Here is a 14,536-nt window from a genome sequence, read left to right as displayed (position 1 = left end):
TAATTTATGATGGAAGAATATTGAGTTCATGATCAATCATGTGGGAGACTCTATCTAAAGCGTGGTTTAGAAAGCTTTGGTCACCCATTGTTTTTGAAAGCAGGATTCCACCTTCAATAAGCATAATGAATAGGGAGGCATACTGCTCAGCACTGATACTTTTATCAATTTCCCCTTTACTTTGCCCTGCTGCAATGGTATCTGATATTTTTGTCATCCATTGCTCAAAAGACCTTTTTACCTGGGCTCTTAAGGCAGGAAAAGAATCGTCTGCTTCTGTTGCAGCATTCATCAGAGGACATCCTCCGTTTGCAAAGACAAACTTCCAGTTTTTCCGGTAAAAATCCGCAAAGGCATGAAGTTTATCCAAAGAAGTCGGGAATTCATCTCCAAAAGAACGGCTTAGGGTTTTACCAAGTACTCCGGCATTATATTTATAAACCTCAATGGCTACTTCATCCTTGTTTTCGAAATTTCCGTAAATACTGCCTTTCGTCAGTCCGGTTGCCTGGGTAATGTCTGACAGCGATGTGGAAATGTAACCCTTGGTATTAAAAAGAGTTGCTGTTTTCTCAATGATATGCTGTTTTGTTTTTTCTGCCTTCGACATTATAAATGTTTAAATATGATGCAAATATACAAAAATATACCATTCGGTATATTTTATCTGAAAAAGTTTAATCAGATAAATAATTAGGCTTTCAGGTTTTGGCTCAAGCCAATGGATTCTTGTTTTAAATAAAAAGCGGGCTAAAACCCGCTCCTATTTGATGTTGAATGAAAACTTGGATTAGTTTTCCAAAGTAGCATTCAATGTAATTTCAAAGTTGAATGCGGCACTTACAGGACATCCTTCTTCAGCAATTTTAGCGAATTTCTGGAATTCTTCTTCTGAGATTCCAGGCACTTTAGCGGTTAATGTCAGTTCAGATTTTGTAATCTTTCCAATGTTGGGATCTAAAGTGATTACAGAAGTTGTTTTTAATTCTTCAGGGTTATATCCGGCTTGTGAAAGCTCTGCATCCAGTTTCATGGTGAAACATCCTGCATGGGCAGCTGCCAGCAATTCTTCAGGGTTTGTCCCCACACCATCTGCAAAACGGCTGTTGAAAGAATATTGAGTCTGATTTAAAGTGGTACTCTGAGTAGTTAAATGTCCTTTTCCTTCTTTGATGGTACCGTTCCAAACGGCTGTTGCGTTACGTCTCATAATGTTTGTTTTTTATTTTAATATTGTTTGATTTTGATGTTACAAAGGTAGGTTAGTGGCCGGGCGTATTCAATAGATAAAAAGACTTAAATATTGTACTTTTTTCCCGAGGTGTAATTTTTTTTAAAATTGGCCGGTGTATTTCCAGTTTTGTTGGTGAAAAGCCGGTTGAAATAAGCCGGATCTTCATATCCCAGGTCGTAGGCAATTTCTTTTACAGGTTTGTCTGTATAAAAAAGCAATCGTTTTGCTTCCAGTAAAATTCTGTTGATGATAAACTGATTGGGAGATTCGAGATTTAAATTTTTAAATTTATGGGTTAAAGTTTTCGGAGCCATATGAAGCAGTTCTGCATAATCAGCGACGTTATGCTTTTCCCTGAAATGAATTTCAAGAAGCCTGCTGAAGTCCCTGAAAATATCAAGTTCACTGCCAGGAATTCTGAAGGTATCATTATCTAAATTTTGTTTTTTCCATTTTCGGGTAGCCCGGATGATGATCTGTTTTACATAGGTTCTTATCATTTCCTCTGCTGACGAATCCTTCCATTCAAGTTCACCCTTAATATTCTGAAACAGATCTTTTATGAGAGCAGCTTCAGAATGATCAAGCTCCACAAAAGGAATTTCAAATACATTATGAAAGAGAAGGCCATCGCAGGCTACTTCTTTATCATGAATCTGGATACAGTAAAAATCACGGTTGTAAAAAAGGAGAATAGCCTCATTTTTTCCTTTTTGTATACTCAGATGTTGGTTGGTCAGAAAAAACAGGGAAGGCTTTTGGGTCTTGTAATGGTTAAAATCGACCATAAGCTCATATCCGGCGGGAATAAAAAATATTTTAATATCTGCTCTGAACCGATCCCCGCTGAAGTTCTTCAGGTTTTCCTCTGAAAAGACTTCCAGACCGAGTCTTTTATAATGATCTTCAAAAATAAGCGGTTGCAGCATACTTTAACTTTAATTTAAAGATACAAAAATGCAGGATTTGAACGGTATTAAATTATTGAAACCCAAATTTCTGATATCTGATCTACAGAATAGGAATAAAATAAATCGAAAATAAGTTTTTACATTGATATTATTTTATCATTTTTACAAAGATTTGTACTGTGATCCCTATTAGTAACCCCTTTTTTTAAAACTGCCTGTATGAGCAAATTAGAAAACATTCTGAGAGAAATAACTCCACTATCTCCCGAGGATAGCTTTCTTGTATTTGACAGGATTAAAGCTTCTTTTGACTTTCCTTATCATTACCATCCTGAGATTGAAATTAATTTTGTTTATAAAGGAAAGGGCTATCGCAGGATGATAGGTGATCATACCGGAGAAATTGGTAATCTGGAATTAGTTCTCGTAGGGCCTAACTTGCCACACTGCTGGGCAAATTACCGGTGTAAAAACAGAAAAACCCACGAAATCACCATACAGTTCAATCAGGATTTCTTTAATCAGTCCATGATGCAGAAAAATATTCTGAAACCCATCAACAATCTGATGAAGGACTCCATCAGAGGCATTCTTTTTTCTGAGGAAACAGCTGAAAAACTAAAAGATTCGTTTCTCAACCTGTCGAAGATGAACAGTTTTGAATCTTTCATAGAAATTATGAAGATTCTGAATGAGCTGGCCATTGCTGATAATAAAACACTTTTGTCATCATACAGTATTGAGCTTGAAACTTTTGATGATAACGACAAGATGAAGATTGTACACGACTTTGTACACAAGAATTTCGAAAATAAAATAACGCTGGATAAGGTTGCTTCGCTGGTGAATATGAGTAATGTGACATTCAATAGGTTTATTAAAAAAAGAACAGGCAAAACCTTTATCAATTATCTGAATGAAATAAGGATCAGCTATGCTGCACGCTGGCTGATGGAGAAGAACCTTACTGTCTTTGAGATTGCTTTTGAAGCAGGTTTTAATAATATTGCGAACTTCAACAAGGTATTTAAGTCCATCAAAAAGACAACACCAACTGAATTTAAAGAACAATTTAAAGGAGTGAAAAAAATCGAATGATTTTTTATTTGCTTTAGAACGTTACTATTTCAGCATAAAACATAAAAAGAGCCGGGTATTCATATCCGGTTTTATTTTGATGAAAACCAAGATAAATCCTATTTTTTTTAATTGTTTATAAGGTGGTGCATTGTGTTGATATATAGCTTGTTAATTGCGTTAAAATAAAAATGCTGAAAAAATAATATCGTTTTATGATAAAATAGTATTATATCAGACTGGTTACAAAATTTAGATTTGTGAATGTGAATTAAATCTTAACAAAACTTTAAATAATTTAATACATAAACAGCAAAATTTTGCTGAAAAACCAATAATTTATTTTGTATTGAAAAATAAAGTGATGTCATTGATTCTCAATTAAATCTAACGAATCTATACCTTATGAGAAAAGCAGTTATACCCGTTCTGTTCGTTTTTTCACTTACGGCGAATGCGCAGGAGAAAAAATCAGCCGACACTACGAAGACAACCAGTATTGAGGAGGTCGTAGTCACCTCTTTGGGGATAAAAAGGCAGGCCCGCTCTTTAACGTATTCCAGTCAGCAGATTGGCGGGGATGAGCTTACAGAAGTGAAAACTCCCAACCTATTAAATTCGATCAACGGAAAAGTTTCCAATGTACAGATTAACAGAACCAATGGTGTAGGAAGTTCCGTAAGGGTGATTATGAGAGGGAATAAATCTGTAAATAATACACAGCCGCTATATGTTATCGATGGAATCCCTATTATCAATGGAACAGGAAAATCGGCAGATATTGGACAGTATTCCAATATGCCGGATCCCGGAGATGTACTGAGCTCTATCAATCCTGATGATATTGAAAGCATTAACTTCCTGAAAGGTGCATCTGCATCTGCATTGTACGGTTCAGCCGGAGGTAACGGAGCTATTTTGATTACCACTAAAAAAGGACGAGCAGGGAAAAGTTCAATTACTTACAGCTCCAGCCTTACCGTAGACAGGGCTTATAGTCTTCCAAAACTGCAGCACAGTTATCTGTCTTATGATCCATCAGTTTCAGGGTCACAGCCTGGTCAGGCTGTAGACAGCTGGGGAGCAAAAGGCTCTTCAAAAGACTACCTTAAAGATTTTTTACAAACAGGAACTACATGGGTAAACAGTCTTTCGTTTCAATCTGGGAACGAGAGATCAACAAGTTATTTCTCTATCGGAAATACAACTAACAAGGGAGTGGTTCCGATGTCGTATTTTGATCAGTATAATGTCTCTTTTAGAAATTCAAGTAAATTCCTGGATGATAAGCTGACATTAGATGCCAACTTCATTGGTTCATTACAGGAAAGTAAGAACAGACAAACGCCAGGGGCATCTTTTTCCCCTTTAACGAGTTTGTACTGGTTGCCAAGAGGAGTAGATTTTGATCAATACCGACCTGATAATTATTCTTATTTAGATAAAACAAGATTCTTGCCAGCTCAGAACTGGTGGGAAGTTAACCCGGATGGAAGTTTCAAAGGAAATCCGCCAACACAGAACCCTTACTGGATTTTAAACCGTAATCCGGTTACTGTAAGTAATAAAAATACATATGGAGCCCTTTCCCTGTCTTACCAGATCAATCCCTGGCTAACAGCGAGAGTGAGAGGTAATTATAGCTGGAATATTTCAGACAGCCAGCGTGATATTGCAGCTTTTTCCGCACCAACCCTGCTGGCTAACGGTACTAATGGGAGAATGCTTAAAAATACCTATGAAAATTCATCTACCTATGGAGATGTTTTGTTGATTGGTAGCCCTAAAATAAGTGAGACTATCTCATTAGATTTTACAGTAGGAGGAAGTATCAATACTACAAGAAATAAAATAGGACAGATTGATAATGCCTACCTGGCAAATCCTAACCTCTTTGCTGCGAATAATCTTCAGTGGAATATCAACAGATCGCCGGGAGACGGATATCATAATACCTATACGAATATGAAAAAGCAAGTACAATCCGTATTTGCAAGTGCTTCCGTAGGATACAAAAATATGTTCTATGTAGATATGACCTTCAGAAATGACTGGGATTCTACTTTAGCATTAACAGGACGTACAGGGTTTGATTATGAATCTGTAGGAGCTAATGCTATCTTATCGACCATCTTTAAACTACCGGAAGTTATTAATTTCTGGAAAGTAAGAGGTTCTTATGCCACTGTAGGATTGGGCCTACCTACCAATATTTCCAACGCAATGGTTGAATACAACAAAGGATATACTTATGGAGTAGATGCAGGAACAATTGTATACCCTAAGAGTTCTTTTGCAACAAGACCTGGGTTTGAAGCATTACTTCCAAGGCCAGAACTAAATAAGACTTTCGAGGCTGGAACAGAGCTGAGGTTGTTAAATAACAGATTGAATTTCGATATTACTTACTATAATTCCAACACAAGCAATCAGTTGCTGGAAATAACAGTCTTCTCTAACTTAGGTGGACTGGCTCCGGGGTCCTATTATCTGAATGCCGGGAAAATCAGGAATACAGGTTTTGAATCATCTCTTTCTTATAAAATCTTTGGTTCAGAAAAGTTCGGATGGACGGCTACGGTGAATGCTTCTGCTAACAAGAACAAAATTGTTGAATTATTCCCACCAAGCCTTAGTATTCCGGAAAATCAACTTTTCTCATTAACAGGAGGAGGAGACTATACAAGACTTAAGCTTGGAGGTTCTTTCGGAGATCTTTACGGAATTAAATTCAAAAGAGATGAACAGGGACGTATTTTAGTGAATGAAAAAGGAGTTCCTTTGGCTGAAAACACACCTTCTTATTTAGGTAACCCGAACCCTAAATTCATTCTTGGATTCAATAACGCGTTTAATATTGGTAAACTGGGAATTTCTTTCCTTATTGATGGTAAATTCGGGGGTAAAGTTCTATCGCTTACAGAAAAAGCAAATGATCTTTATGGGGTAAGCCAGGCTACTGCTGATGCCAGAGATGCTGGTGGTGTTGCGATTCCAAATGCGGTATATGCTCCGGGTACTCCGAATGCAGGGCAGGCTTATACAGGTTTGACCAATGCAAAAGATTATTATAAAGGAGTAGGAACTACTGAAGGATATGGAAAAGGAGTGGACGAGGCTTATCTTTACAGTGCTACCACGGTACGTTTACGCCAGGCATCTGTTTCATATACATTTGATGTAAATTCAAAATATCTGAAAAACGCAACGGTAAGCCTAGTAGGAACCAATTTATTTTTCTTCTACAAAAAAGCACCGTTTGATCCTGAACAGGTATCGGGAAATACGCCTGGTGGAGTGGGAGTAGACTCATTCGGCCTGCCGGTTACCAGATCTATAGGATTATCATTAAAAGCTAACTTCTAACTCTTACAATTACGAAAATGAAAATCAATACTATTAAAACATTGGTATTCGGAGCAGCAGTACTGTTTTCCGCATCAGGATGTACCAATGACTTTGATCAATACAATCAGGAAAAACTGGGAGGCCCTGAAAATTTTTATGCAGATTTTATAGCCATTGTTAATCCTATGAAATCTATTCAAAGAGGTTTACAGGAAGATTATCAGTTATATCCAAACCTGAGTGCAGATATGTACAGTGGAATGTTCAGTACAGCAACACCATTTAACGGAGGAGTAAATAACCTTACTTATTCTATGATGGACGGATGGAATAATAGAATTATTGCCAGACAGCAGGATATTTTCAACTATTCTATTATTATTGACAATGCTGCCAAAAATAACTATCAAGGGGTAGATTTCACAGGAACCTTTGCTGTGAAGAAAATCCTGAAAGTGATTACTGCTGCAAGAGTTTCAGACAGCCATGGTCCTGTAGTGTACAGCAAATACGAAACTCCAAACTCTAATGGAGTTACTGATTTCGACTCTCAGCAGGATGCTTATAATTATTTTATAGCTGACCTTACTGCTGCTATTGCAGATTTACAGAAAGTTATTGCAATGCCTGCAACAAAGAATGTAGAAGATAGATCATCTCTGAAAAATGCAGATTTGGTTTACGGAGGAAATATGGCTCAGTGGGCTAAGCTTGCCAATTCATTAAAACTGAGATTAGCGATGAGAATGAGCTATGCAGATCCGGCAAAATCTAAACAATATGCTGAAGAGGCATTAGCTTCACCTGCAGGATTGATTACTGATAATGCGGATAATGCTTTAATCAGCGTTGGACAATCAGAATTGAGTTTCATCATTTACTCATGGGGAGATTGCTTAATTGGTGCTCCATTGATGGCTTATATGAACGGATATAATGACCCAAGACTTCCTGCTTATGCTATTCCTGCATCTGATCCAAGCTTACAGGGGAAATATATAGGAATCCGTCAGGGAATTGATTTATTAAATGGTAAATCAACGTATGGAGGATTCTCGCAACCACAGGCAAAATCTGCCAACGGAGATTATTTCTCTGCTACAGATGGTAAAATGAAATTATTCACCGCGGCAGAAACATGGTTCCTTAAAGCAGAAGCTGCTTTGAGAGGATATGCAGGAGCGGGTGATATTCAAACGAACTATACCACAGGGGTTCAGCAATCTTTCGGCGAATGGGGAAAAAGTGCAAGCGTTGCCGCTTACCTTGCTGATACAACTTCTACTGAAGCTCCTTATGTTGATCCAAAAAATGCAGACAATAATGTGCCTGTCGGAAATCCACAGTTAAGTACCATTACGATTGCATGGAATAACGCTGACACGAACGAAAGAAAATTAGAAAGAATTATTACCCAGAAATGGCTTTCTCTTTATCCAAACGGACCTGAAGCTTGGGCAGAACAGAGAAGAACAGGATATCCGATTCTCTTCAAAGTAAGAAAGAATGACAGTGGCGGAGCCATCAGTACAGAAGCAATGATCAGAAGAATTCCTTTCACTATTGATACCAAAACGTCATTGTATAATTACCAGCAGGCTGCTCAAATGCTGAACGGCCCTGATACCGGAGGAACCAAGCTTTGGTGGGATAAGAAATAAAAATATTCAGAATCACTCATTAATAAAGAGACATCTCAAAAATCAGTTTATCTGAAACAAGCATTGAGGCGGGAGGATAGAGTAGAACCTCCAAAAAATTTATAGTTTCGTTTTTTAAGCCTGAATGAATCTTTTGAGATGTTCTCTTTTTCTTTAGAATCTTACTTTTAAATATGGGAAAAAACAATTCCAGAACCCGTCGGATTCAGCCAATTCTCTGGATATCCACATTATATTTTGCAATGGGAGTACCCTTTGTAACCATTAATGCGGTTTCAGGAATTATGTATAAAGATATGGGCGTTTCGGATTCGCAGATCACATTCTGGACAGCGCTTATCCTGTTTGCATGGACATTGAAGCCGCTTTGGAGCCCTTTTCTGGAGATCTATAAAACTAAAAAGTTCTTTGTTGTTTTTACCCAGTTTGCCATAGGAATTCTGTTTGCTCTGATAGCTTTAAGTCTGCCGATGCATGATTTTTTCAAATACAGTATTGCCCTTTTTGCAGTAGTGGCATTTTGCGGAGCTACCCATGATGTCGTAGCAGACGGAACATATATTGGCTTTCTTACCAATAAAGAGCAGGCAAAATATATCGGCTGGCAGGGTGCTTTTTATAATCTTGCTAAAATTATAAGCAGTGGAGCGCTCGTTTATTTTGCCGGAGTTTTGGAAAAAACAAAAGGAGTTACCAATGCCTGGATGATCATTATGGCGATTTATGCCTTACTGTTTTTTGCTTTAGCCATTTATCACTATTTCATTCTGCCGAGCGAAAATAAAGAAGAGCAGAAAAAAGAAAAAACAGCCGGAAATGTCCGTCAAGAATTATTGGAAGTCATTACCTCTTTCTTTACCAAAAAAAATATTGTATGGTCCGTGCTTTTCATTATTCTGTACCGTTTTGCAGAAGGATTTGCGATCAAAATTGCCCCTTTATTTTTTAAAGCTACAAGAACTTCCGGAGGGTTAGGTCTATCCACGTCAGATATAGGACTTGTCTATGGAACTTATGGCTCAGCAGCATTTATTTTAGGGTCTGTACTGGCCGGATATTTTATCTCAGCACGCGGACTGAAAAGATCATTGATATGGCTTTGCTGTGCATTCAATATTCCGTTTGTGGTATATGCATTATTAGCTTATTATCAGCCGGCTGACCTCTTACCTGTTGGAATTGCCGTAGTTGTGGAATATTTCGGATATGGATTTGGCTTTGTAGGATTAATGCTCTACATGATGCAGCAGATTGCTCCCGGAAAACACAAAACAGCGCATTATGCATTTGCAACAGGAATTATGAATCTTGGTGTGATGATTCCCGGCATGTTCAGTGGAATGATCAGTGACTGGATCGGATATAAAATGTTCTTTATCTGGGTATTGATTGCTACCATTCCCGCATTTTTAGTCACCTTATTTGTTCCTTTCCCTTATCCTGAAAATCAGAAAGAACAAGAACACAATTAATAAACAAATTTTAAATAAAAAGTTAAAAACTTTATGACAGCTCAATCAGTAATGATCCCTTGGCAGGATCGCCCGGAAGGTTGCAGTGATATCATGTGGAGGTTTTCCGAAAACCCGATCATTAACAGATATGCGATACCAACATCCAACAGTATATTCAACAGTGCAGTAATCCCTTTTGAAGATGGATTCGCTGGGGTATTCCGTTGTGATAACAAGGCCGTGCAGATGAATATTTTTGCCGGTTTCAGTAAAGATGGAATCAATTGGGATATCAACCATGATCCTATTGAAATGCAGGCAGGAAATACGGATATGATTGAATCCGATTACAAATATGATCCCCGCGTAACTTTCATTGAAGACCGTTACTGGATCACATGGTGCAACGGATACAACGGTCCAACCATCGGAATCGGGTATACTTTTGATTTTAAAGAATTTTTCCAGTGTGAAAATGCCTTTCTTCCATTCAACAGAAACGGTGTTTTGTTCCCTGAAAAAATAAACGGTAAATATGCCATGTTGAGCCGTCCGAGTGATAACGGGCATACGCCTTTCGGAGACATTTACATCAGCTACAGTCCTGATATGAAGTACTGGGGAGAACACCGCTGTGTAATGAAAGTAACCCCTTTTGAAGACAGTGCATGGCAGTGTACGAAGATCGGGGGAGGGCCTGTTCCTATCAAAACAGAAGAAGGCTGGCTGCTTTTCTATCATGGGGTGATTAATACCTGCAGAGGATTCAGGTATTCTATGGGAGCAGCTTTGCTGGACCTTGAAGATCCTACGAAAGTATTGTACAGAACAAAGCCTTATTTATTGGCTCCGGCTGAACTGTATGAACTGACCGGAGATGTGCCGAACGTGGTATTCCCTTGTGCGGCATTGACAGAAGGAGATAAAGTTACAGTATATTACGGTGCGGCTGATACCGTAGTTGCGATTGCTTTTGGATACATCTCAGAAATCATAGATTTTATGAAAAAGAATTCAATTTAATACAGTAATATAAGTTTAGGAAAAATAGGTTAATCATTTTAATTTTCCTTTGTTTTCTGGGAATTGTATAATGGTTTTCCTATTTTTAAACCAACTTTAAAATAAAAAAATTCCGAGACCTCTCTTATCATGAAAAAAGAACTGCTAATCTGCTTTTTTACAACCCTGATTTCTGTAGCGAATGCCCAGCAAAATAAAAATGATGTTTTATCCTGGGTTGACCCTTTCATAGGGACAGGAGGCCATGGACATACCTTTCCAGGGGCAACCACGCCATTCGGGATGATACAGCTGAGCCCGGATCAGAATACGAAAAGCGGCGACTGGGACTGGTGTTCAGGATATCATTACAGCAGCAAAACGATCATGGGATTCAGCCATAATCACCTTAGCGGAACAGGGTGGGCAGACCTTGGGGATATTCTGGTTATGCCTACTGTGGGACAGGTAAAAATGGTTCCCGGGTCAGAAGAAAACCCGGAAACAGGTTACCGTTCAACATTTACCCATGATAAAGAAATAGCATCCCCGGGATATTATTCTGTAATGCTGGACAGCTACGGAATCAAAGCAGAGCTTACTGCGTCTCCAAGAGTAGGGTTTCACAAATATACTTTCCCAAAGAGTAATGAATCAAACATCATTATTGATCCTACCAATAAAATTTTCGGAAATATCTACCATACTTTAGTAAGTGTGGAAGGCAATAATAAAATCAAAGGTTACTGCTACAGCAACGGCTGGGGAGGTAAACGGTTTGCTTACTTCGTGATGGAGTTTTCCAAACCGTTTAAGTCTTACGGCGTTTACGCTGAAGGAAAAATCAAAAATGATGAAAAAATTGCCCTTGCCAAAGATGCCAAAGCTTTCGTAAGATTCTCGACAGAAGACCAGGAAAGTATTGAAGTAAAAGTATCTTTATCTCCGGTAAGCACAGAAAATGCACAGGAAAATTTCGATACCGAAGCAAAAAATATTGACTTTGCGAAAGCGAAAGAAACCGCCCAAAAAACCTGGAGAGATCTTATCGGAAGATTCCAGGTGACAGGAGGAACAGACAGTCAGAGAAAAATTTTCTATACAGGCGTTTACCATACATTCATTGCACCCAACCTTTATATGGACGTGAACGGAGATTATGTTGCCGCCCAGGAAAACATGAATACCAAATGGTTCACGAATTACAGTACTTATTCATACTGGGACGGATTCAGAGCAACGCACCCGCTATTGACCATCATGGACCAAAAGCACACAAAAGAATTTGCCAATTCTCTGATCAGCAGATATACAGACCGTAAAGATCATATGCCGATCTGGGAGCTTTGCGGATATGATAACTTCTGTATGCTGGGCTATCACAGTGCTTCGGTAATCTGGGATGCGATTTCAAAAGGAGTTCCGGGTATTGATGCCGAAAAAGCATTTGCAGCGATGAAAGATGCTTCTTTAACGGATAAAATGAGCAGCAGTGACGGAGGCGGAGGTCTTAATGATTATATCAAGCTAGGCTATACACCATCAGAAAACGGAGCTTCCGTGTCTGCAACACTTGAATATTCATATGATGACTGGTGCATTCAGCAGCTGGCAGAAAAATTAGGTAAAAAAGATGAAGCAGAAGTTTACAGAAAACGTTCTATGAACTTCCTGAATACCTTCAATAAAGAAAATAATCACTTCTGGCCAAGACAGAAAGACGGAAAATTCTTGTCAGATTTCACTCTTAACGACTGGAAAAAGCTTCAGCCACACTGGGTTTCCGGGAATATCTGGGCGTATGATTTCTTTGTTCCGCATCAGATTGATGAAATGATGAATCTGTACGGAGGAAAAAAAGGATTTGAAGAAAAACTGGATAAAACCTTTACAGAGGCGCTGCATATGGAAGGAGAACAGCATGTTGACATTTCAGGATTCATCGGGTCTTTAGGATTTGGTGATGAGCCGGGACATCATGTTCCATACCTGTACAATTATGCAGGAAGTCCTTACAAGACTCAGGAAATGGTAAAATACATCCGTGATAATATGTACGCGGCAAAACCGGATGGGATTGTCAATAACGAAGATTGCGGTCAGATGTCTGCATGGTATATTTTCTCTTCATTAGGATTCTATCCTGTGACACCAGGAAAACCTGTATATGCTATCGGAGCTCCACAATTCCCGAAAGCTTCTTTAAAATTAGAGAATGGAAAAACATTCACAGTGATTGCGGACAAAATATCTGATAAGAATATCTACGTTCAGAAAATGTTCCTGAACGGAAAAGAATACAAAAGCTGGGAACTGAACCACAGCGACATCATGAACGGCGGTGAGCTGAGATTTGTAATGGGAAGCAAGCCTGTAAAATAAGACTTATAAAAATAAACGAAATAAAAGTATCAATGGAAAGGAGAAATTTTATTAAAACAAGTGCACTGGCAGGTGCCGGATTGCTGTTTACACAGAATGTTTTTGCCAAAAATTTAGTGCTGGATGATTTTCCTGTTGTCCGTGTTCCTAAAGATAAAAGACATTTTACCAGCGAATCCGTAGAAAGTGCTATTGCAGCGTTTAAGAAGAAAGTAAAAAACAAAGAGCTGAGCTGGCTTTTTGAAAACTGCTTCCCGAATACATTAGATACTACTGTTTATTATACAGAAACTAACGGAACACCAGATACTTACGTAATCACCGGAGATATTGATGCTATGTGGCTTCGTGACAGTTCCGCACAGGTTTTTCCTTATCTGCAGTTCTCGAAGAAAGATGAAAAACTGCATAAGCTGATCTCAGGAGTCATTCACAAACAGACTGCTTTCATCCTGAAGGATCCTTATGCGAACGCCTTTTATAACGATGATCAGAAGATCAGTAAATGGAAAGAATATGACCATACTGATATGAAACCGGGTACCCATGAAAGAAAATGGGAGATAGACTCGCTTTGCTATCCTATCCGTCTGGCCTACCACTTCTGGAAAACTACAGGAGATACAAAACCTTTTGATGCCAACTGGCTGAAAGGAATTAAGCTTACCCTGCAGACTTTCACAGAACAGCAAAGAAAACATGACCTCGGACCTTACAAATTCGAGCGTACAACAGCCTGGGCAACAGACGGAGTTCCTATGGGAGGATATGGGTATCCAACAAAACCTGTGGGTCTTATCAGTTCTATGTTCCGTCCAAGTGATGATGCTACTATTTATGGATTCCTTATCCCTTCTAACTTATTTGCAGTAGTAAGCTTACGTCAGGCTGCAGAAATGGTTTCTCAGATTAAAAATGAAAAAACGTTGGCTCAGCAACTGAACAGCCTTGCTGATGAGGTAGATGCAGCCATCAAAAAATACGGAATTTATAATCATCCTGAATTTGGAAAAATTTATGCTTTTGAAGTGAATGGCTTTGGAAGCTACAACCTGATGGATGATGCGAACTGTCCAAGTTTGTTAGGACTGCCTTATCTGGATGCGGTGAAAGCTGATGACCCTGTTTATCTGAATACAAGAAAATTTGTATGGTCGGAAAATAACCCGTTCTTCTTCAAAGGTAAGCTGGCAGAAGGAATAGGAGGTCCGCATATCGGATTGGATATGATCTGGCCAATGAGTATCATAATGAAGGCACTCACTACCAAAGACAAAAGTGAGATCAGATGGTGTATAGATACCTTACAGAAAACGCACGGAGGAACAGGCTTTATGCATGAATCCTTCCATAAAGACAATGACAAAAAGTTCACCAGAGAATGGTTTGCATGGGCAAATACCCTATTTGGCGAATTGTTATGGAAAACCTTTAACGAAAACCCTGAGCTACTGACATAGCCTATCC

General features: G+C 38.7%; 10 protein-coding genes. 7 read left to right on the top strand and 3 right to left on the bottom strand.

What is annotated here, in order from left to right; translation table 11 throughout:
- Positions 1 to 4 precede the first annotated feature (4 nt).
- The 3 genes from ACE3RB_RS06380 to ACE3RB_RS06370 form a co-directional block, all read right to left on the bottom strand.
- Positions 5 to 610 (bottom strand): TetR/AcrR family transcriptional regulator, encoded by a 606-nt coding sequence (locus ACE3RB_RS06380; RefSeq protein WP_374463465.1) that lies wholly within the window; start codon positions 608 to 610, stop codon positions 5 to 7.
- A 180-nt stretch (positions 611 to 790) separates the two neighbouring features.
- A complete protein-coding gene (locus tag ACE3RB_RS06375; RefSeq protein ID WP_002982623.1) occupies positions 791 to 1,210 on the bottom strand; it encodes an OsmC family protein in 420 nt (139 codons plus the stop codon).
- A gap of 86 nt (positions 1,211 to 1,296) precedes the next feature.
- Entirely contained in the window at positions 1,297 to 2,163 is an 867-nt protein-coding gene (locus tag ACE3RB_RS06370) for a helix-turn-helix domain-containing protein (protein ID WP_374463464.1), read from the bottom strand.
- 201 nt (positions 2,164 to 2,364) lie between these two features.
- On the opposite strand from ACE3RB_RS06370, the gene ACE3RB_RS06365 reads away from it, so the two are divergent.
- From ACE3RB_RS06365 to ACE3RB_RS06335, 7 genes are all read left to right on the top strand, one after another.
- Entirely contained in the window at positions 2,365 to 3,243 is an 879-nt protein-coding gene (locus ACE3RB_RS06365) for an AraC family transcriptional regulator (protein WP_374463463.1), read from the top strand.
- Between the two features lie 384 nt (positions 3,244 to 3,627).
- Complete coding sequence (locus ACE3RB_RS06360) at positions 3,628 to 6,588, top strand: SusC/RagA family TonB-linked outer membrane protein (protein WP_374463462.1); 2,961 nt, start codon at positions 3,628 to 3,630, stop codon at positions 6,586 to 6,588.
- Positions 6,589 to 6,605: 17 nt separating this feature from the next.
- Positions 6,606 to 8,231, top strand: coding sequence for a SusD/RagB family nutrient-binding outer membrane lipoprotein (locus ACE3RB_RS06355; RefSeq protein ID WP_374463461.1), 1,626 nt, complete (start codon positions 6,606 to 6,608; stop codon positions 8,229 to 8,231).
- 173 nt (positions 8,232 to 8,404) lie between these two features.
- On the top strand, positions 8,405 to 9,703 hold the full coding sequence (locus ACE3RB_RS06350) for an MFS transporter (protein WP_374463460.1): 1,299 nt from the start codon (positions 8,405 to 8,407) through the stop codon (positions 9,701 to 9,703).
- 33 nt (positions 9,704 to 9,736) lie between these two features.
- Positions 9,737 to 10,708: a glycoside hydrolase family 130 protein gene (locus ACE3RB_RS06345; protein WP_142726383.1), complete on the top strand. Its 972-nt coding sequence runs from the start codon at positions 9,737 to 9,739 to the stop codon at positions 10,706 to 10,708.
- A gap of 126 nt (positions 10,709 to 10,834) precedes the next feature.
- Entirely contained in the window at positions 10,835 to 13,069 is a 2,235-nt protein-coding gene (locus ACE3RB_RS06340; protein WP_374463515.1) for a GH92 family glycosyl hydrolase, read from the top strand.
- A gap of 32 nt (positions 13,070 to 13,101) precedes the next feature.
- Entirely contained in the window at positions 13,102 to 14,529 is a 1,428-nt protein-coding gene (locus ACE3RB_RS06335; protein ID WP_374463459.1) for a glycoside hydrolase family 125 protein, read from the top strand.
- Positions 14,530 to 14,536 lie beyond the last annotated feature (7 nt).

The sequence above is a fragment of the Chryseobacterium sp. genome, from assembly GCF_041914225.1.
GTDB lineage: Bacteria > Bacteroidota > Bacteroidia > Flavobacteriales > Weeksellaceae > Chryseobacterium.
The sequence above is the reverse complement of the archived record's forward strand: the minus strand, read 5'-3'. Positions and strand labels throughout refer to the sequence as shown.

Coding starts and splice junctions, on each gene's coding strand:
- ACE3RB_RS06370 (WP_374463464.1), bottom strand. CDS start 2,163: ATGCTGCAACCGCTTATTTTTGAAGATCATTATAAAAGACTCGGTCTG.
- ACE3RB_RS06345 (WP_142726383.1), top strand. CDS start 9,737: ATGACAGCTCAATCAGTAATGATCCCTTGGCAGGATCGCCCGGAAGGT.
- ACE3RB_RS06335 (WP_374463459.1), top strand. CDS start 13,102: ATGGAAAGGAGAAATTTTATTAAAACAAGTGCACTGGCAGGTGCCGGA.
- ACE3RB_RS06355 (WP_374463461.1), top strand. CDS start 6,606: ATGAAAATCAATACTATTAAAACATTGGTATTCGGAGCAGCAGTACTG.
- ACE3RB_RS06350 (WP_374463460.1), top strand. CDS start 8,405: ATGGGAAAAAACAATTCCAGAACCCGTCGGATTCAGCCAATTCTCTGG.
- ACE3RB_RS06375 (WP_002982623.1), bottom strand. CDS start 1,210: ATGAGACGTAACGCAACAGCCGTTTGGAACGGTACCATCAAAGAAGGA.
- ACE3RB_RS06365 (WP_374463463.1), top strand. CDS start 2,365: ATGAGCAAATTAGAAAACATTCTGAGAGAAATAACTCCACTATCTCCC.
- ACE3RB_RS06380 (WP_374463465.1), bottom strand. CDS start 610: ATGTCGAAGGCAGAAAAAACAAAACAGCATATCATTGAGAAAACAGCA.
- ACE3RB_RS06360 (WP_374463462.1), top strand. CDS start 3,628: ATGAGAAAAGCAGTTATACCCGTTCTGTTCGTTTTTTCACTTACGGCG.